This is a genomic window from Bradyrhizobium sp. S3.7.6, assembly GCF_054061875.1.
Genome location: NZ_JBSSEQ010000001.1, coordinates 4,048,565 through 4,067,050, shown reverse-complemented (window position 1 = coordinate 4,067,050; position 18,486 = coordinate 4,048,565). Strand labels below are relative to the sequence as shown.

Below are 18,486 nucleotides of genomic sequence, written 5' to 3'. Positions count from 1 at the left end.
CGCTAGCGGCTTGTCGCTTCGGAACATTCTTCTCGGGAATGATGGATGAATTCGGGCGGCGCCGCAAGCGGCGCTTCAAATGCGGTTTGAAATGTCCTGTGATGACGCATCCGCAGCATCGTTTCGCACGCGCGGCACGGGATCGAACAGCGCGAACAGCAGAAGGCCCGCGAAGAAGCCGCCGATATGCGCCTGCCAGGCGACGCTCGTGGTTTCGGAATCGACGCCGATCGCGCCGACGCCGAAGATGATGTTGACGCCGAACCAAACGGCGAGGAAGCCGACCACCCGACCGTCGCGCAGTGCGCGCGACAGTGGCAGTGCCGGAACCCTTGCGGCGGTATCGGCGTCCGATCGGCTAAACGACAGGAAGCTGCCGCGGACAAAGGCGAAGCGGATCGCCGCCGCCATCGCGCCGGACACCGAGGCCGAGGCGCCGATCATCGGCGCCACCGCGTGCTCATGGGTGACGAGATGGGCGAGCGCGCCGGCCGCTGCCGTCACCGCGAGAAACAGGAAGAACCTGATCGCGCCGAAGCGCCGCGCCAGCGCGCTGCCGAACGGCAGCAGCCACAGCACATTGAAGCCGAGATGTGTCAGATTGGCGTGCAGCAGCGAATAGGTGACGAAGGTCCAGACCTTGGCGCCGGCCCCGCCGGGGATCTGCAGGTTGAGCAGCGAGGAATCGTAGCGTTTCGGGATGAAGCCGAAGACGTCGATGGTCCAGTTCTCGAGCTCCGGCGGCAGCAGCACCCGCAGATGGATCACCGCCAAAAGGAGGATATAGGCGGTCAGCGCGACCGGCAGCGTCAGGATCGGCTCGCGCGGAGCTTCCTCGACAACGGCCGGCAGCTCCGGCGGAGAATCTTGCGGGGAATCCAAGGCAGCTTCGCTTTCAGGCGCGATCGGAGCGACAGGCTTAACGACAGCCTTGGAGATAGTCGCCTTTGCCGGCCTTGCGCAAGTGCACAAAAGGAAAAGGCAGGGCCCTGGGAAAGCCCTGCCTGTCCGTGTCGGTCTTCCGGTACCCAGAGGAATAAGGTGTATCCCCACCCCTCCCCGCGGCCCGTGACCAAACTGTTTGACGCCCGTGTACAGGCCCCGCCGAGAACCTGGATGAAAGCGGCAAGGCTTGCGACCGCGATCACCATAGCAGCGGGGCGCCGGACGGAAAGCGCATAGTTAATTTAACGTTAACGACGCAAAGACAGCCTCCGGAGGCCCGAAAACGCCTCCACGGCATGGACGCTGCAAATCCCCTCCTGCACAACAACGAAAGGGATCGCGGGTGCACTGAAGCGGGACAGGTTTGTCCCGCGAGCTAGCGCCCCGGGGTAAGCGTTCAGTCATGAAACATCCGTCGAGCCGCGCGTTCTTCGCGTATTGGGACAAGAAGCGCGGCACTGCGCGGGCCCCTGATCGGGCCGATATCGATCCGGCCGCGGTCCGCGGCCTGCTCGGCGACATCTTCGTGCTGTCCTGCGAACAAAACCTCGGCTTCCCGTTCCGCGTCGCCGGCACGCGCGTCTGCGCGCTCGCGGGGCTCGACCTCAAGGACCAGAGCTTTGCTGCGCTGTTCACCGAGGCCAGCCGCAGCGAGATCGAGGAGATCACCACCATCGTCGCCGACGAGACGTTAGGTGCGATCGCCGGCGTCACCGCCGCGCGCGAGGATGGCAGCAAGGCGCATCTCGAGCTGCTGCTGCTGCCCTTCAACGCCCGCCCGCATACGCCGGTGAGTGTCACCGGCGTGCTCGCACCATTCAACGACGAATGCGGCGCATTGTCCGCATTCGCCCTCACCTCCTGGCGCTATCTGCATCAGCCGGAGAAGCTGCTGCCGCGCGCAATCCGCAAATTGCAGATCGCACGCGGGCTGATGGTGTATGAGGGGCTGAGGTAGTTTTCGTTTCGACGAGGGCGAACGCCGCGACCTCGATACGGTCTCTCACCGGGATGACACAGCCATGTCCGACATCATCAGTTTCGGTACGCTTCAGCTCCGCTTCCTGCACAGCAAGGACGACACCGGCGGCAGCGTCGACATCTTCGAAATGACGCTCCAGCCGAATGCGCGGATGCCGATCCCGCATTATCACGACCGCTGGGACGAAACCATCTACGGGCTGTCCGGCGTATCGACCTGGACGATCGACGGCAAGCAGAACGATCTCGGCCCCGGAGAATCGGTCTTCATCAAGCGCGGCATCGTGCACGGCTTCACCAACCGTTCGACGGGACCGGCAACATGCCTGTGCATCCTGAGCCCCGGGGTGCTGGGCCCGCAATATTTCACGGAGATGGCCGCACTCCTGTCGGCCGGCGCGCCACCCGATCCCGCAAAGATGAAAGAGACGATGCTGCGCTACGGACTGGTGCCCGCGCCGGCAGCGTGAGCCAGGCTCGCGATCCATCATTGGAACCTTACCTGCTGCAGGACGTTTAGCTGTTTGCCGGGCATATGCCTGCACGGCAACGCGGCTCGGCCGGAGACGATGCGTTTGCTCGCCGCCGGGCCTCCGTCGAGGGACGATTCCCCGTGATGGAGCACGCGACCAGAGTTGGTAATCGCCTGTTAGCTGCATTACCGCCGGCCGACTTCGCTTTGCTTGCACCGTATCTCCGGAAAGTACCGCTCCAGCACGATGCAGTCCTGGTTCGATCGGGGGACCGGGTCGAGCACCTTTGCTTCCCGTGCAGCGGCGCGATCGCCCTCATCATGGAGTTGCCGAACGGACAAACGGCCGCAACCGCCGTGATCGGCAACGACGGCGTCGTCGGCCTCATGACGGCGCTCGGCCCCGTCCGATCCCCCCTGACGGCGGTTGTCCGCGTGGCCGGGACCGCACTGCAGATCTCGCCCGCGCGATTTCAAGCGACGCTCGAACGCAGTCCCGCCCTCGCAAGCGCGGTTCAGATTGTGACCAGGGCGATGATGACGCAATTCCTGCACGTCGCGGCCTGCAATGCCCTGCACTCCGTCGAGGCCCGCCTCGCCCGCTGGCTGCTTCACATTCACGATCGGACGGAGGGCAGTGGTGACGTCCTGCACCTGACGCAAGAGACGTTGTCGGAATTGCTCGGCGTCCGGCGGACCACCGTCACGCACGTCGTGAGCGCACTTCGAACCTCAAGGGCCCTGAAATCCAGTCGGCGCGGCCAACTCGAGATCGATCGGCCCCGGCTCGAGGTCGTCGCCTGCGAGTGCTACAAGGTGATGAGCCGCAGGATCGATCGGATCGTTTCGCAGGATGCTGTCAGGCGGCTTCACACCGCGCCCGCGCGGAACGGCTGCCCGCCCCCGGACTTCCCGTTCGCCAAGACCGATTCATAGACCCAGGCCTCTCGGGCGAACCACTCATGCGTCGCCGCGCACATCCCGCAATATGTGCGCGAAAAGAACACCGTACTGCACCGAAATCTTTCGCGATCTATCTCGATGCCCGTCGGAATGGCGTGGCCCGTTTCCGGGCACTTGATCATCACCATACCCATCCTGACTTCCTCCAGCTTGGCATCACCTCACGGCAAGGCTTCTCACGGCAAGGCCTCGCCGCCTCGGCCGGACCGCGTCTCTTCTGGCGAAGACGCTCGTCCAGCCGATCCACGCGGCCAGTAGCCTCGATTCAAGCAGCCCTATGCAGAACCAGGTTGAAACTCTTCTTGATCGGCTCGGCCGTCTCGGTTGCGACCTTCTGGGCGAGGTCCCAAAGCTCCCGGTTTTGGCGAGAAGCCGCTTCAAAGGTCTTGCGGCTGTGGGTGGTGGAGAGGTTCACGACATCCGCAAACGACCTCGCATCCGCAAGCTGGGACATGAACTCCAGCGCGGAGCTGGTATTGATGTTTGATATTTCGATGACCTTGGTGCCGTAATCGGCGGCACGCGTGGCATTGGTCGAACAGGCTTCGCGGAGCGCTTCGGTGATCTCCTCGGAAGCCGCCTTCATCCGCTCTAAATTTGCCTTGGCCCGGGCGGCGCCCTGTTCGGCGAGATCGCCGAAGATCGCCTGGAAGTTGAAAAACGGCAGGTCGAACCTGGGCATTGCACCGCCATTCGCCGTCCCGTTCAGTGCAGTGGCGTTCGTCCCGGCTTTCAGATTGGCGTCATTCATGGTCGTTCATCCCCTCACGCGAAACCAGATAATGGATTGAAGACTCCCAGAAGCTCCCAGGTGCGGACCGCACCGGGAAACCAGTGCCCCTACTCTCAAATGGAGGGATGCTGCTGCCGATATGCCGCTTTCGCCCCCTGCCGGAACCAACTATGACCAACCAAAATCGGGCCTTCGGTTCGCTTTCGGACTCTCGACTTGAATAAATTCGATTCAAGCGACGGCGCGCCACGGGCGGCGTTTTTACTTCTTCGAAGTTGTCGCGATTACCTCCGCCAACTTGAGATCAGTCCGGCAAGCGGTTCGGAGACGCCGGCGCCGGTGGCCTTCCGCTGGGGCGCGGCGAGGATTCGGCCGCTTCCAGATGGCGCCCTGTCACTAATTGACAGCGAGTTGCTGGAGCCGCTCCGCAGCGCACCGCATTGAACGATACGTCGCATCGCCAACGCGGCGTTGCGCTGCGTCCGAGGCACGAGACCGGTGGCATCTCGTCAATGTCAGACACCACCTCGCATTCCCGCGGCGGATTGTCCGCTCACGGCATCGCCAGATGCCAGGCGCCGTTCAGAAAGCCGTCGCCGGTGATGTCGCCGGGCTTCTGGTCCTTGGCGAAGGTGTAGAGCGGCTTGCCCTTGTAAGCCCACTGCCTGGATCCGTCGTCGCGCGTGATGACGGTGTAGCCGTCGGCCGCGGCATCGCTCGCCTCGGCCTTCAGCACCGGCCAGTTTGTCGCACACGGTCCGTTGCAGGCCGACTTGCCGTCCGCATCCTTGTCGAAGGTGTAGAGCGTCATGCCCTTGGCGTCGGTGAGCACGTTGCCCTTGTCGGACTTGCCGGTCTTGGTCGGCGGCGCGGCGAAGGCAGCGGGGATGATGGCGAGCGATACGGCGAGCGTGAGCGCGAGGCGGATCGAGGACGTCATGGGTTCTCCTGTCATGCAATTGGCTTGCATGGGGTAGGACGCCGCGCAACGCTTCGTATTCCTGGGACGGCGGCAAAGATATTTTTCGCTGCGCGCATCGTCGCGACGGAATAAACTGAATGGGTGAGACCGACCAACGGACCGACATGAGCAAGCCGCATTGGCGTCCCGCGCGCGCCGCCGACCTGGTCGCGATCAGCGCGATCGCAGCGCGGATCCATCCCGATCTCCCTGAGAGTCCCGACGTGTTCGCGGAGAAGATGCGACTCTATCCCGATGGCTGCCGACTGCTCATCGCCGACGAAGAGATCGCCGGCTACGGACTCGCGCATCCGTGGAAGCAGCACCGGATTCCGCCGCTCAACGGCTTCCTGCAACAATTGCCCGATGATGCGGATTGTCTCTACGTGCACGACGTCGCCGTGCTGCCCGATTTCCGCGGTGGCGTCGCGCGCGATTATATTGCCGATATCGAGAAGCTGGCGCGCGCATCACACATCACAACGCTCGCGCTGGTCTCGGTCTACGCCACGCGGCCGTTATGGGAGCGTCTCGGCTTCCGGCCCGTCGCGGCGGATGCGGAGGCGCGCGCAAAGCTCGCCTCCTATGGCGAAGGCGCGACCTACATGCTTCGCGATCTCGCTGCGACATAACGTCCCCGCCCGGCTCACGCGGGCGTGAAGCGTCCCCTCGAACCGCCTTCGATCACCCCCCGTCGAAGGTGTGCGCGGGCCGTTCTGGTCTCGCCTAACCGAGACTGGAGAATTTCCATGAAACTCACATTGTCGAAAGTTGCTTTGATTGCATTCGCCGCGGCGGCCGCGTTCAGCGCAACCAGTGCCAACGCGGCGCAGGTCCGGACCTACGGCTGCGATTCCGCCTTCTTCGAGGGCTGCGGTATCCCGGTCGAGACGCCGACCCCGGGCAGCAGAAGCCGCGTCAACCTCACTCACGACACCTCGCCCATCTACATGAAGCAGACCGACCCCCGCTACAGCTCGTCGATGCGCGATGCCGGCGGTGGCGGCGGCGGCGGAGGTGGTGGCGGCGGCGGCGGTGGCCGCTGAGTTCGCAGCTGACTTTTCAGATGATGTCGCCGGCGCAATCCGGCGGCATCATTGCTGTCTGCACGGTCAGGCGCAGTTCAGCCCCGATGCTTTTTCTTCGCCTTCTTTTTTCCAGGCGCACCCTTCAACGGCCACGGCGTGACCGCCGGCTCGGCATGGCCAGGCTTGTTCTTGTGCTTCTTTTTCTTTCCGAACGAAGGAGCATCGTCGAATTTCGGCCTGCGCTCGCCGTGAGCCTTGTCGCGTGGCTTGAATCCAGCTGCATCGCGCGGGCGATCGTCGCGACGTTCGCGATGATCGCTGTCGCCGCTCTCGCGCCGCGGCGGCTTTGACCGCTCTTCCGAAGGCGCCTGCCGCTGCGGCGCATCCGTCATCGGTTCCAGGCGGATATTGTCTTCCTTGTCCGGACGCTTGATCTTGGCAGCGAAGGATTCCGCGACCCGCTCGGAAATTTCGAACTCGGTCGTCGTGTCCATGATCTTGATGGCGCCGATGTCGCCCTTGTCGATGCCACCACGGCGGCAAATCATCGGCAGGAGCCAGCGCGCTTCCGCATTCTTTTTTCGTCCGATGTTGGCCCGGAACCAGACGCTGCCCGCCGCCATGCCATGTTTCGACGACGACTTTCCTGATTTGGGTCGAGGCCTTTCGGGGCGATCATCGCCGCGCGAAGTGCGGGCATCGTCGCGCGGCGCGCGGACGTTGTCGCGACCGCGATCGTCGCGCGGCCGGCCGGCTCGCTCGCCGGGATCGATGATGTCTTCGGGAGACGGCAGCCGCGCGCGATAGAGCCGCGCGAGTGCGGCTGCGATATCCTCGGCCGACCGCTCGGCCAGCAGCGCCTGCGCCAGCACCAGATCGTCCGTGGTCGTCTCCTCGGTGAACAACACGTCCTTCATGCGGTCGTGATCGAGCTTGCGGATTTCCTCAGCTTGAGGCGCCGTTCCCCAGACCGCGTCGATCCCCGAGACATTCAGCAGCATTTCCGCACGTCGCCGCCGTACAGGCGGCACCAGCAGGACGCTCGTCCCCTTGCGGCCCGCCCGCCCGGTGCGGCCGGAGCGATGCTGCATCACCTCGGCGTCGTTGGGCAGATCGGCATGGATGACGAGATCGAGGCTCGGCAGGTCGATGCCGCGGGCGGCGACGTCGGTCGCCACACAGACGCGGGCGCGTCCGTCCCGGAGCGACTGCAGCGCCATGGTCCGCTCGTTCTGCGTCAATTCGCCTGACAACGCGACCACGGAGAAGCCGCGCTCCAGCAGCGCCGCCTGCAAATGCCTGACGTGATCGCGCGTGCTGCAGAACACCAGCGCGCTCGGCGCCTCGTAGAAGCGCAGCACGTTGACGACGGCATGTTCGACATCACCGGGGGCGACCCTGATGGCACGGTACTCGATGTCGGCGTGACCGCCTTCATCGCCGGCGACCTCGATTCGAAACGCCTGCTGCTGATATTGCTTGGCCAGCGCCACGATGCCGCGCGGAAACGTCGCCGAGAACAGCAACGTGCGGCGTGTCTCCGGCGTGGTCTTGAGGATGAATTCCATGTCCTCGCGAAAGCCGAGATTGAGCATCTCGTCGGCCTCATCGAGGACGACCACTTTCAATTCCGTGATGTCGAGACGGCCGCGACGCAAATGGTCGCACAACCGGCCGGGCGTGCCGACGACGATGTGAGCGCCCGCCGCAAGCTCGCGCTGCTCGCGCCGCGGATCCATGCCGCCGACGCAGGAGACGACCCGCCCGCCGGCATGCCCATACAGCCATGCCAGTTCGCGCTGAACCTGCAAGGCGAGCTCGCGGGTCGGCGCCACGATCAGGGCGAGCGGCGCCCCCGCCTGCTCGAACCGCTCGGCATCGCCAAACAGATCCTTGGCCATGGCGAGGCCATACGCGAGGGTCTTGCCGGAGCCGGTCTGGGCCGAAACCAGGAGGTCGCGGTCGGCGGCTTCGTCCGCGAGGACGGCGAGCTGGACGGGGGTGGGTGAATCATAGTTCCGCTCGGCCAAAGCGTGGGCGAGCGGCGGGGTCAGGGCCGGAAAAGACACGGGATGGAGAACCTTGGTTAATGTCAGGCGCGGAACGGTGAACCGGCGGACCTGAGTTGCGTGCGCGGCAAACGGCCCGGCCGCACGCTGGATGTGATTAGGGCGCTCTTTACGCCAAGTGCTCTTGAATCACCATGCCTATGATGCATGGCTTGACGGAAAGAACCGCGCCTGAAGGTTGCAGCGGACCTTTGCGGCCACCTCCATTAACCTGAAGCCAACCGGCTTAGAGGGGGACGACCGCGTGACGCCTTCCGCCAAACGCGCCTGCGGCGATTGCACGCTTTGCTGCAAGGTCATGGCCATCGAGGCGTTGGCCATACCGGCTGGAAGCTGGTGCCGGCACTGCAAACCCGGCCAGGGCTGCGCGATCCATGCCGAACGCCCGGCCATCATGGGCCAGCGCATGATCCTCGTCACGCCGGACCGCGAGTTCGATCGCGGCATCGTCGGGCCGGACGAGCGGATCGTGCGGGAGCTGGAGGGGACCAAGGTCGTCGGCGCGACGGTGGTGAAGGAACATCAGATCAGCCATGGCTGGTTGGTGAACGTCCCATCAGCCGATGCTAGATAGGTCCGGTGACCTGGCAGAGTTAAGTTCAGGCAAAGCAGCACGGGGAGCATGACGATGCGATTGGCAGTCATTTCCGATATCCACGGCAATCTCGCTGCGTTTGAAGCGGTGCTGGCCGACATCAAGGCGCGCGGCGTCGATCGTACGGTCAACCTCGGCGATTGCGTCACCAGCCCGCTGTGGCCAAAGGAAACTTTCGAGGCTCTCCAGTCGCTGTCGTTGCCGACGGTGCGCGGAAATCATGATCGCTGGATTGAGGAGTTTCCAGACGACGAGCTCTCACCGGCAGGTCTGTTTGCGCGTAGCGCATTGACCGCGGAGCAGCGCCGCGCACTTCACAGCCTGCCCTCCCAAATACGGCTGGACGACGGGATCCTGGCCTGCCACGGCACACCCGACGACGATACGACGTGCCTGCTCGAAGAAGCGCTCGAGGACGGCCGCTTCGTGCCGGCGCGTCGCGACGTGCTGACCGCGCGCCTTTCGAGCGCGCCAACGGCGCGTGTCGTGCTGTGTGGTCACAGCCACCGCCAAGCGGCTGTTCAGGGCCCGGGCGACCGCCTGGTCCTCAATCCCGGCAGCGTTGGTTGCCCGGTGTTCGCGGACATTCCTTTTGCCGCAAACCTGGAGCATCGCTCGCCTCACGCCCGCTACGCGATCCTCACGAAACGAACAAGAGGCTGGCAAGTCGAACTGCTGGCCCTGGAATACGACTGGGAAGCCGCGTCCGCGCAGGCGCTCGCCAACGGCCGCCCGGAATGGGCGGAGGCCATGTTATCAGGACATGTCAAATAGCTGGCCTTGCCACGTCGGTCATTTGATCCCAAATCGTGCCTCACAAGAGCGCAAAGGGGGAAACATGGCCGACAGCATATCGCTTGCCGACAAGCTCGCGACCTTTGGGGATTATTGGTCGCCGCGCACGGTCACGACCTTCAACGATTGCGACGTGATGGTGGTGAAGGTGAAGGGCGAGTTCACCTGGCACAAGCACGATGACACCGACGATTTCTTTCTCGTCCTGAAAGGCAGTCTGGACATCGAATTGCGGGATCGCACGGTGACGCTCGGTCCGGGCGAACTCTATGTCGTGCCCAAAGGGGTCGAGCATCGCCCGGTGGCACGCGAGGAGGTTCACCTCCTGCTCATCGAGCCCACCGGCACCCCGAACACGGGCGACAAGGCCACAGCCGCAGCACGCAAGCTCGCATAGAGGACAACGCTTGGCGCGCGTCTAATCCCTGGAGGTCGCCAGCTTGCTGAAGCGGCCGACCAGCCTCGCCTTTACCCGTGCAACTGTGTCCCTCGCCGCGCGGCTCAGGGCGCGGATGGCGCGCCAGGCGTCGGTTGCCTGCAGCCACGCCTTCACCTCAGAGAACTTGCCGTACGCCCAGGCGAACGCCGGAATCCGCATCAGCTTGTCGCGCGTGAGATGGAACAGGCGCTCGACCAGCACGAGCTTGAGCAATTCGCCGACGATGAAAGTCACGGCGGCGCTCACGATCTGACCTGTTGCAGCGAGGTAGGCCGCCACCGGCTTGATCGGCTCCAGAATGATCACGGGCACGGAAAACAGGGCGAGCGAAGGATAAGGGGACAGCGACCTGATCCAGGTGCGCAACCACTTGAATTCGAAATGCCGCCCAATCCAGCGCGCCATTGGCCGCGCGACGGCCATGAAGACGGCATCCACCAGGAAGTAGATGGCCGCCAGGATGTAAGTAACGGGTTTCAGGATTCGCTTCACGATACCTCTCCCGTGAAGTGAAAGTCGGAACCTGGGCCTAAGTTTCACCTTAACATGGATAGATCGGGGATTCCCGATGGAACTTTTTGGGCGCCTCAGATCTCGGCATAGACCTCCAGCAAATTGCCGTCGGGATCGCGAAAGAACAGCGTCCGATGTCCGAACGACTGGTTCGTCGGCGGTGACAGCAGCGCCACGCCCTGCCGCACCAGTTCATCGGAACATTGATCGACCTCGGTCGCGGACACCTTGAAGGCCAGTTGCAGCGAGGCGCTGCCCGCCGGTGTCGGCGCGTCGGCCGCGGTCCGGCTCGGTCTCGCCAGCGCCAGCGTGTTGCCGCCCAGGCCGTACTCGATCCAGTTCAGCGAGAGCTCGCGCAGCAGCGGAAAGGCGAGAACGTCCTCGTAGAACCGGCGCATCGCCGCCATGTCGCGCACGAAGATGACGGTGTAGTCGATCGCGCCAATGGCGCTGAAGGGGGAGCGGGTGTGCGGGTTAGGTTCGTCTGTCATCGTAGCCCTCATTCCAAACTCAGGCTCGTAGCCCGCATGGAGCGGAATGCGGGACCGGCGGCCCCGGATTGCGCTGCGCTCCATCCGGGCTACAAGGTTCAAGAATTATCGCAACAAACCGCCGCTATAGCGCAGCTCGTACAGCGGTGCGCCATCATGCCGCGAGATCGTCTCGACGCCGTGGAAGCGATCGAGCGCCCTTTCGACCTCGTTGCGGTAAGTCATGCCTGCCTGCTCGAACAGGCGCGGTCCCCGATAAGGCTCCTCGACGCTTACGCCCAACAGCGCCTGGCGCAGGAATTTGTAGATCTCGAGCAGCGTGGACCGATCCGTGATGTCCGTGCGGACGCCGCCGCTGTAGCTCATCGACCAGATGACACGGTCATCCCGTGACGCGGTCTCTTGGCCAACGAAAAATCCCATCCCGAAATAGATATCGCGATAGGCAAAAGGTGGCGCGCGATGCTCGAGCTGCTTGGAGCCGGCGAGCAGCGGCGCGGCCACGGTCGCGTCGTCGTCCAGCCCCGCATAGGTGCGCCGCTTGGCTTCGACCAGGAACGCAGCGAGATCGGGTGGAATGGACGGCATTGTCTAGTCCACCAATTCCGGCCACGGCACGATGGTCGATTTCACCGTCTTCATCGCCATCGCATCCCTCACTGCCTGCGCGACGCCCACTTCCGTGAACGGATAGATCGTCTGCATCTTCAGCCAGGGATATTTGTCACGCGTGCGGTAGAGCATGTCGACGCCGAGCGGGAGATCATTACCGGTAAAGCCCCAGGATCCCAGCACGTTGAGGTCCTTGGTGCAGATGCGGTGCCAGGAGGTCTCGATCGAGCCGGCATCGGTGAACTGACCCATCTCGACATAGGTGCCGCCGTCGCGGAGCATCTCGATGCCTTCGGGGCCGGCGGTCGGATGTCCCGAGCAATCCATCACGAGATCGGCGCCGAAGTGGCCTATGATCTCGCGCACACGGGCGATGCGCTCCTGCGGCGATTTGATCTCCTCGATGTTCACCGTCGCCTCCGCGCCGAACTCGCGCGCGAGCTTGAGCCGCGGCTCTTCCGGCGCGCCGACGCAGATCACACGCCCTGCCCCCATCTCCTTGGCGGCCGCGACCGCGAGAATGCCGATCGGACCCGAGCCCTGGATCACCACCGTGTCGCCCCAGGAAAAACCACCGGCGCGACTGGCGCGGTTGAAGGCGCGGATGCAGGACGTTAGCGGCTCCGAGAGCGCGCCCAGCCGCAGCGACATGTCGTCGGGCAGCTTGTAGATCTTGGTGCCCGGCAGCATCTCGAGATCGACATAGACATATTCGGCCCAGCCGCCCCACATATGCGGCGCCTTGTCGAAGCCGAGATAGCGGCCGTAATAGACCGGCGTCAGGCACTTGTTGGCGGTCTGCGGATAATGGATGCAGTAATAGCAATGGCCGCAGGGCATCAGCGGCGGGATCATCACTTTCGAGCCGACCGTCAGCGGCTTGCTCATGAAGTCCTCGGTGAATTCGTCGCCGCATTCGACGATGATTCCGCCGAGCTCGTGGCCGAGCGTGAACGGCCAGGGCAGCGGCTTCGGCCAATGCCCTTTGAGAATGTGCAGATCGGTGCCGCAGACGCCGCAGGCGCCGACCTTGATCAGCGCAGCCTTTTTGCCGACCTTCGGCCATGGCACGGTCTTGATGACGGGCTCCGAGCCCGGTCCTGCGTGAGTGCAGACGCGGATCTGGTCCATGGGTGTTTCCTCGCTGCCCGTCTGTTATGATTGATGGTGCGGGCGTGAGGCAAAGCGTATGTGAGATGCGCGGTCGTGCCAAGCGTGTGTCTCGTAGCCCGCATGGAGCAGCGCGAAATGCGGGACCGGCGGCCCGGATTACGCTTCGCTCCATCCGGGCTACAAGGACAACGTCGATGCTACGTGACTATCAGCCAACGGATGCGGAAGCGATCGTGCGCGTCGCTCTCGCGGCATTCGCGGAGTTCGAGCAGCACTATTCCGACTGGCCGTTGTTTACGACCCATGTCGCGAAGATGCCGGAGCTTGCCAAAACCGGCGAGATCATCATCGCCGAGGATGGCGGCCAGATCGTCGGCGCCGTCGCCTATATCGGACCGCAAGCCCCGAAGCCGGCCTTCTTCGATCCGGCGTGGCCGGTCATCCGCATGCTGGTGGTCGATCCGGCCGCGCGCAGCAAGGGCATCGGCCGGCAATTGACCGAGGAATGCCTGCGCCGCGCCGAACGCGACCAGTCTCCGGCCATTGCCCTGCATACGACGCCGATTATGACGGTCGCGCTGCCGATGTATCTGCGGATGGGGTTTACCAGGGTTCGCGAGGCGCCGGATATTTTGGGCGTGCCGTATGCGGTTTACGTCAAGGCGCTGGGGTAGGATGGCGTCGGCGTTGATTCTTTGACAGTCGTTGCGAATGACAAACTGGACGAGCCGAACCTGCGCGGCAAATGGCATCGACATCCATTATTTACGGACCGGGGACGACAAGCCTGCGCTGATTGCACTGCATGGTCTGACCGGAAGCGGCGCCTGCTGGACACCGTTGGCGCGCGCTCTCGAGGACGGCTACGACGTCATCATGCCCTCTGCGAGAGGACATGGCGCGTCGAGCGCACCGTCCGGCGGGTATCGGTACTGCGATCTCGCAGCCGACGTCATCGGCCTCATTGACGCGCTCGGGCTGACTGCCCCGATCCTGCTCGGCCATTCCATGGGCGGCATGACCGCCGCCGTGGTTGCGAGCGAGATGGGTACGGCCATTCGCAGCGTTATCCTCGCCGATCCGACTTTCTTGGCACCGGAGCGCCAGCGCGAGGTTTACCGGAGCGACGTCGCCGAGCAGCATCGCCGGCTTCTCGCTCGGGACAAGGATGAGGTACTGGCCGAGGCCCGGCGGCGGCATCCGCACCGCTCATCCGAGCTGCTTGACCTGATCGTTGATGCGCGGCTGCGGACCGAGATCAGCGCCTTCGAGGTTCTCACGCCGCCGAACCCGGATTATCGCGAGCTTGTCAAAGCCATTGCCGTCCCGAGCCTGCTTGTCATCGGAGACAATGGCGTTGTCTCCGTCGAAACGGCGCGGGAGCTGCAGGGGCTCAATCAACACCTCAGCCATGAGGTGATCGCGAATGCGGGCCATGGGTTGCCATATGACAAGCCGGATGAGTTTGCTGCGGTGGTCAGGTCGTTTCTGGCGACGGAGATCGCGTGACTCGCCGCTTCGTAGCCCGCATGGAGCTCTGCGGAATGCGGGGCCGGCGGTCCCGGATTGCGGGCCACGGACACACACCCAAGTGTCTTGAGCGGCCGGCGGCGAACGTGTATGGCCCCAAGGGTCTCACCCTGGTGATCGCTTGAACCCCCTTCCCCAAAATCCTGTTGTCGCGTCCGGATCGTTCGCGGCGATGAAGTCGGTGCCGTACCGGCTCCAGTTCATCGCCTACGTGCTGGCGATGATGGCGGACAACATCGAGCATGTGATCAGCTATTGGGTGGTGTTCCAAAAATTCCATTCGCCGACGCTGGGGGGCTTTGCCGTGCTGTCGCACTGGCTGCCGTTCCTGCTGTTCTCGGTCGCGGTCGGCGGGCTCGCCGACCGGTTCGATCCGCGGCGCATCATCCAATGCGGCATGCTGCTGTTCATCGTGGCCTCGGCCGGATGGAGCTTCTTCTTCATCACCGATACGATCCAGATGTGGCACGCGATGCTGCTGCTGGTGATCCATGGCTGCGCCGGCGTGCTGTGGCAGACGCCGAACCAGCTTCTGCTCTACGACCTCGTCGGTCCCGCGGATCTTCCGAGCGCGGTGCGCCTGAATGCGATGGCGCGCTATCTCGGCATCCTGGTCGGCCCCGCCGTCGGCGGCGCCATCATGCTCACGCTGGGCACCTCGCACGGCATCATCTTCAACACGCTGTTCTACCTGCCGATGCTGCTCTGGCTGTTCTGGGCGCCGGTACGCGACAAGAGTGTCGCGGTGCGGCGCTTTGCGGTGCGCGGCCTTGCCGATATCGTGCTGACGATGCGTGCCATCGGCACGCAGCCGGTGCTGACCGCAATGACGTGGCTCGCCGGCCTCACCTCCTTCATGATCGGCAACGCCTATCACGCCCAGATGCCGGGCTTTGCCGGCGATCTCGGCCACGGCGATCCCGGCGTCTCCTACAGCGTGCTGCTCGCGGCCGACGCAGCAGGTGCACTGCTTGCGGGCATCGCGCTGGAATCCTGGGGACGGTTGAAGGGCACGCCGCGCACCGCGATCACGCTCGCCATGCTGTGGAGCGTGGCGCTGCTCGGCTTCGCCGCGGTGCGGATCTATCCGGTCGCGATCGTGCTGCTGTTCTTTGCGGGCTTCTTCGAGCTGTCGTTCAACACCATGGCGCAGGCGCTGGTGCAGTTGAACGCGCCGCACGATATCCGCGGCCGCGTCGTCGGCCTCTACAACATGGCCGGGCTCGGGATGCGGGCCTTCAGCGGCATCACCGTCGGCCTGTTCGGCGCGGCGATCGGCATTCACTGGTCTCTCGGGCTCTCGGCCGCGGTGCTGCTGGCGCTGCTGTGTCTTCTCTATGGGCGCGCGACGAGGAAGACGGCCGGTTGACTATCGTCCCTCCCCACCGCACCCTCGAGATGGGCCTGAGGAGATGAGGCGTTGCGCAATCGCTGGGGCATTCTTGCGATCCTGTTCGTCGTGCGCCTCACCATCGCGTTCCAGTTCCAGAGCGTGGCCGCTGTCGCGCCGTTGCTGCAACAGACCTTTGGCGTCGGGCTCGCCGATATCGGCATCCTGATCGGACTCTATTTCACCCCCGGCATCGTGCTGGCGCTGCCGGGCGGCGCGATCGGCCGGACTCTTGGCGACAAGCCGACGACGATCGCAGCGCTGCTGCTGATGACCGCGGGCAGCCTCGTCATGGCCACCACCGACATCTGGGGCTGGCAGATGGCAGGCCGGCTCGTCTCCGGCGCCGGCGGCGTGCTGTTGACGGTGCAGCTCACCAAGATGGGCACCGACTGGTTCGCCGGGAAGGAGATCGCGACCGCGATGGCGATCTTCGTCAACTCCTGGCCGGCCGGCGTCGCGATCTCGCTGCTGGTGCTGCCGGCGATCGGCACGGCCTATGGCGCAAGCGCGGTGTTCCTGACGGCGGGCGCACTCACGGCCATCGGTATCGTGCTGATCACGCTCTATCAGTCGCCGCCGGGAGCCACAGTCAGCGCGGCCGGCCCAGGCCGGCTCGATCCCCTCGCACTGCTGGCGGTGATCGTCGCGGGCCTGATCTGGGGACTTTTTAATGTCGGCTTCGCCATGATCTTCTCGTTCGGCCCCTCCCTGCTCGCCGAGCGCGGCTGGAGCATTGCGGCGGCAGGCTCCGCGATCAGCCTCGTGATGTGGCTGTCGGTGATCTCGGTGCCGGCAGGCGGCTACCTCGCCGACCGCTTCAAGCGTCCGCTCACGCTCGCGACCGCAGCCAGCCTCATCGTGGCCGGGCTGCTGGCCTGGTTGCCGCGATCGGATGCAGTGATCACGGTCCTCGTCCTGATCGGCCTGATCGGCGGCCATCCGGCCGGCCCGATCATGAGCCTGGCCGCCCGCGTGCTCGCGCCGGAAACAAGGGCGATCGGCATGGGCGTGTTCTACACTCTCTTCTATGCCGCGATGATGCTGGGGCCGGCGGTGGCCGGCCGGCTGGCCAAATCGGCCGGGACGGCCGCGGTGGCGCTCGACCTCGGCGCGCTGACGGTGCTGGCCTGCCCGCCGTTGATGTGGCTTTTCGAGCGCATTGTGTCTGTCCGTAATCGACGCGCCCAATCCTAACGCGGCGTTAACCCTGTGCACCTTAGGGTCGTCCCGGACTCCGCCAGGCGGGGGGTCGGGTTGTGAAAATGGCGTTGGCGAACAAAAAATTTCTTCCGGCCGCCGAGGAGCGTCGGCGTTTCCAGCGGGTGAAGGTTCATCTGCTCGGCCGCTACATGCTGCCGGACCGCCGGGAATTCCCCTGCCAGGTGATCAACATGTCGCCGGGCGGACTGGCGCTTCTGGCCCCCGGCATCGGCAATGTCGGCGACCGCGTGGTCGCCTATCTCGACCATATCGGCCGGGTCGAGGGCAAGATCACCCGCATCATCGACAACGGTTTCGCCATGACGGTCGGGGCGACGCCCCGCAAGCGCGACAAGCTGGCGGCCCAGCTCACCTGGCTTGCCAACCGCGACATCCTCAATCTGCCGGAGGATCGCCGCCACGACCGTATCGTGCCGCGCAACCCGATCGCGGTGCTGACGCTCGAGGACGGCACCAAGATGACCTGCCGCATCATCGACCTCTCGCTGTCCGGTGCCGCCATTGCCGCGGAGAACCGCCCGCCGGTGAAATCGATCGTGCTGCTCGGCCGGGTCCAGGGCCGCGTGGTCCGAAACCTCGAGGACGGCTTCGCGCTGGAGTTCATGCACGAGCAGCCGATAGAGACTCTCGAAGAGAGCGTTACCGCGCGGTAAAGCGCAAGGACGCTAAAACGCCTGTATTTCCAGCCCTGAAGGCGGCTTCCGCGATGCGGACGCCGCCTTTTTCGTGTCCGGCGACCGCCTCGCGCGGGTTAACGCGAGGGCCGCGTGCGCGCGCAAACAACAGTTCCGCCAGCGTTTCCGCGTTAATAGATAAAATTTGAATCAATTGAAGTCATTTCAAATCTTAGTCGAATTCGATTCAAGTATAGATCGAATTCATCGCGCCTTTTACTTGTATTCGTCTCGACTTGACTTGGCCGACTTAGCGGCAACTCAAAAGCTCCATGCGAAATGTGGTCCCAACAAGAAACGGGGGCCGCAATGTTGGACTTCAGGGGACAGGGGAAAGGGCTGGCACTGGCTGCCATGCTCTTCGGGATCAGCGCGGCAGCGCAGGCCGGCGAAGGCCGTCTGCTCTACGCGAGCCTCGGCGACACCACGCGTGCGCCGATCGGCTGGGTCGAGTTCTGTGCGGATAATGCCGCCCAGTGCCAGGGCGCGCCGACGCAACCGCGCGACATCGTGATGTCGCAGGCCGCATGGCGCGACCTCGTCAAGGTCAATCGCTGGGTCAACGAGACCGTCAAGCCTCTGACCGACCAGGAGCACTGGGGCGTGATCGAGAAGTGGTCGCTGCCGACCGACGGTTACGGCGATTGTGAAGACTACGTGCTGCTGAAGCGCAAGATGCTGATCGATGCCGGATGGCCGCGCGAGGCCCTGCTCATCACCGTCGTGCGGGACAAGAAGGGCGAAGGACACGCGGTGCTGACGGTGAAGACCGACAAGGGCGAGTTCGTTCTCGACAATCAGAACGAGAACGTCGTTGCCTGGACGGAGACCGGCTACCGCTTCGTCAAGCGCCAGTCACAGAGCGATCCCAACGTCTGGGTCTCGCTCGGCGACACCAAGCCGGCGGTCTCCACCGCCAGCGCCAAGAACTAGCAGTCAGGAAAACGAGTTACGCGGC

At 64.2% G+C, this 18,486-nt stretch carries 22 protein-coding genes; 14 read left to right on the top strand and 8 right to left on the bottom strand.

Going from position 1 to position 18,486, the window contains the following annotated elements; genetic code table 11:
- Nucleotides 1–75: 75 nt before the first annotated feature.
- The gene (locus tag ACVJ5M_RS19385; RefSeq protein WP_071912648.1) at nucleotides 76–882 is read right to left on the bottom strand and encodes a rhomboid family intramembrane serine protease; all 807 of its coding nucleotides are present in this window, start codon (nucleotides 880–882) and stop codon (nucleotides 76–78) included.
- 466 nt (nucleotides 883–1,348) lie between these two features.
- Here ACVJ5M_RS19385 and ACVJ5M_RS19380 point away from each other — a divergent pair, with 466 nt between their 5' ends.
- The 3 genes from ACVJ5M_RS19380 (at nucleotide 1,349) to ACVJ5M_RS19370 (ending at nucleotide 3,334) form a co-directional block, all read left to right on the top strand.
- On the top strand, nucleotides 1,349–1,903 hold the full coding sequence (locus tag ACVJ5M_RS19380) for a PAS domain-containing protein (RefSeq protein ID WP_041958462.1): 555 nt from the start codon (nucleotides 1,349–1,351) through the stop codon (nucleotides 1,901–1,903).
- 64 nt (nucleotides 1,904–1,967) lie between these two features.
- Entirely contained in the window at nucleotides 1,968–2,396 is a 429-nt protein-coding gene (locus ACVJ5M_RS19375) for a cupin domain-containing protein (RefSeq protein ID WP_028150261.1), read from the top strand.
- A 143-nt stretch (nucleotides 2,397–2,539) separates the two neighbouring features.
- The gene (locus ACVJ5M_RS19370; protein ID WP_283016914.1) at nucleotides 2,540–3,334 is read left to right on the top strand and encodes a Crp/Fnr family transcriptional regulator; all 795 of its coding nucleotides are present in this window, start codon (nucleotides 2,540–2,542) and stop codon (nucleotides 3,332–3,334) included.
- 292 nt (nucleotides 3,335–3,626) lie between these two features.
- Here ACVJ5M_RS19370 and ACVJ5M_RS19365 read toward each other — a convergent pair whose 3' ends face one another.
- Nucleotides 3,627–4,112, bottom strand: coding sequence for a phasin (locus ACVJ5M_RS19365; protein ID WP_354100469.1), 486 nt, complete (start codon nucleotides 4,110–4,112; stop codon nucleotides 3,627–3,629).
- A gap of 535 nt (nucleotides 4,113–4,647) precedes the next feature.
- Nucleotides 4,648–5,034 carry a COG4315 family predicted lipoprotein gene (locus ACVJ5M_RS19360; RefSeq protein ID WP_063982498.1) on the bottom strand — a complete coding sequence of 129 codons (387 nt, stop codon included), beginning with the start codon at nucleotides 5,032–5,034 and terminating at the stop codon, nucleotides 4,648–4,650.
- 146 nt (nucleotides 5,035–5,180) lie between these two features.
- Here ACVJ5M_RS19360 and ACVJ5M_RS19355 point away from each other — a divergent pair, with 146 nt between their 5' ends.
- The gene (locus ACVJ5M_RS19355) at nucleotides 5,181–5,687 is read left to right on the top strand and encodes a GNAT family N-acetyltransferase (RefSeq protein ID WP_354097556.1); all 507 of its coding nucleotides are present in this window, start codon (nucleotides 5,181–5,183) and stop codon (nucleotides 5,685–5,687) included.
- 117 nt (nucleotides 5,688–5,804) lie between these two features.
- A complete protein-coding gene (locus ACVJ5M_RS19350) occupies nucleotides 5,805–6,101 on the top strand; it encodes a hypothetical protein (RefSeq protein ID WP_354097541.1) in 297 nt (98 codons plus the stop codon).
- A 77-nt stretch (nucleotides 6,102–6,178) separates the two neighbouring features.
- Here ACVJ5M_RS19350 and ACVJ5M_RS19345 read toward each other — a convergent pair whose 3' ends face one another.
- On the bottom strand, nucleotides 6,179–8,152 hold the full coding sequence (locus ACVJ5M_RS19345; RefSeq protein ID WP_354097540.1) for a DEAD/DEAH box helicase: 1,974 nt from the start codon (nucleotides 8,150–8,152) through the stop codon (nucleotides 6,179–6,181).
- A gap of 178 nt (nucleotides 8,153–8,330) precedes the next feature.
- Between ACVJ5M_RS19345 and ACVJ5M_RS19340 the strand changes: the two genes are divergently transcribed.
- The 3 genes from ACVJ5M_RS19340 (at nucleotide 8,331) to ACVJ5M_RS19330 (ending at nucleotide 9,939) form a co-directional block, all read left to right on the top strand.
- Nucleotides 8,331–8,726, top strand: coding sequence for a hypothetical protein (locus tag ACVJ5M_RS19340; RefSeq protein ID WP_354097539.1), 396 nt, complete (start codon nucleotides 8,331–8,333; stop codon nucleotides 8,724–8,726).
- 54 nt (nucleotides 8,727–8,780) lie between these two features.
- Nucleotides 8,781–9,521, top strand: a complete 741-nt coding sequence (locus tag ACVJ5M_RS19335; protein WP_354097538.1) for a metallophosphoesterase family protein — start codon at nucleotides 8,781–8,783, stop codon at nucleotides 9,519–9,521.
- Between the two features lie 64 nt (nucleotides 9,522–9,585).
- A complete protein-coding gene (locus ACVJ5M_RS19330) occupies nucleotides 9,586–9,939 on the top strand; it encodes a cupin domain-containing protein (protein WP_028154742.1) in 354 nt (117 codons plus the stop codon).
- Between the two features lie 21 nt (nucleotides 9,940–9,960).
- Here ACVJ5M_RS19330 and ACVJ5M_RS19325 read toward each other — a convergent pair whose 3' ends face one another.
- The 4 genes from ACVJ5M_RS19325 to ACVJ5M_RS19310 form a co-directional block, all read right to left on the bottom strand.
- Nucleotides 9,961–10,473, bottom strand: coding sequence for a hypothetical protein (locus ACVJ5M_RS19325; protein WP_354097537.1), 513 nt, complete (start codon nucleotides 10,471–10,473; stop codon nucleotides 9,961–9,963).
- A 95-nt stretch (nucleotides 10,474–10,568) separates the two neighbouring features.
- Nucleotides 10,569–10,985, bottom strand: coding sequence for a VOC family protein (locus tag ACVJ5M_RS19320; protein ID WP_354100467.1), 417 nt, complete (start codon nucleotides 10,983–10,985; stop codon nucleotides 10,569–10,571).
- Nucleotides 10,986–11,090: 105 nt separating this feature from the next.
- Entirely contained in the window at nucleotides 11,091–11,573 is a 483-nt protein-coding gene (locus tag ACVJ5M_RS19315) for a DUF5680 domain-containing protein (protein ID WP_456679373.1), read from the bottom strand.
- A gap of 3 nt (nucleotides 11,574–11,576) precedes the next feature.
- A complete protein-coding gene (locus ACVJ5M_RS19310; RefSeq protein ID WP_166342414.1) occupies nucleotides 11,577–12,728 on the bottom strand; it encodes a zinc-binding dehydrogenase in 1,152 nt (383 codons plus the stop codon).
- A gap of 176 nt (nucleotides 12,729–12,904) precedes the next feature.
- Here ACVJ5M_RS19310 and ACVJ5M_RS19305 point away from each other — a divergent pair, with 176 nt between their 5' ends.
- From ACVJ5M_RS19305 to ACVJ5M_RS19280, 6 genes are all read left to right on the top strand, one after another.
- On the top strand, nucleotides 12,905–13,384 hold the full coding sequence (locus ACVJ5M_RS19305; protein WP_166342415.1) for a GNAT family N-acetyltransferase: 480 nt from the start codon (nucleotides 12,905–12,907) through the stop codon (nucleotides 13,382–13,384).
- Between the two features lie 37 nt (nucleotides 13,385–13,421).
- Entirely contained in the window at nucleotides 13,422–14,219 is a 798-nt protein-coding gene (locus tag ACVJ5M_RS19300) for an alpha/beta fold hydrolase (protein ID WP_354097534.1), read from the top strand.
- Nucleotides 14,220–14,361: 142 nt separating this feature from the next.
- The gene (locus ACVJ5M_RS19295) at nucleotides 14,362–15,609 is read left to right on the top strand and encodes an MFS transporter (protein WP_354100466.1); all 1,248 of its coding nucleotides are present in this window, start codon (nucleotides 14,362–14,364) and stop codon (nucleotides 15,607–15,609) included.
- A gap of 51 nt (nucleotides 15,610–15,660) precedes the next feature.
- Complete coding sequence (locus tag ACVJ5M_RS19290) at nucleotides 15,661–16,827, top strand: MFS transporter (protein WP_166342418.1); 1,167 nt, start codon at nucleotides 15,661–15,663, stop codon at nucleotides 16,825–16,827.
- A 68-nt stretch (nucleotides 16,828–16,895) separates the two neighbouring features.
- Nucleotides 16,896–17,507, top strand: a complete 612-nt coding sequence (locus ACVJ5M_RS19285) for a PilZ domain-containing protein (RefSeq protein WP_063982484.1) — start codon at nucleotides 16,896–16,898, stop codon at nucleotides 17,505–17,507.
- 330 nt (nucleotides 17,508–17,837) lie between these two features.
- Nucleotides 17,838–18,461 (top strand): transglutaminase-like cysteine peptidase, encoded by a 624-nt coding sequence (locus ACVJ5M_RS19280; protein WP_028154093.1) that lies wholly within the window; start codon nucleotides 17,838–17,840, stop codon nucleotides 18,459–18,461.
- Nucleotides 18,462–18,486 lie beyond the last annotated feature (25 nt).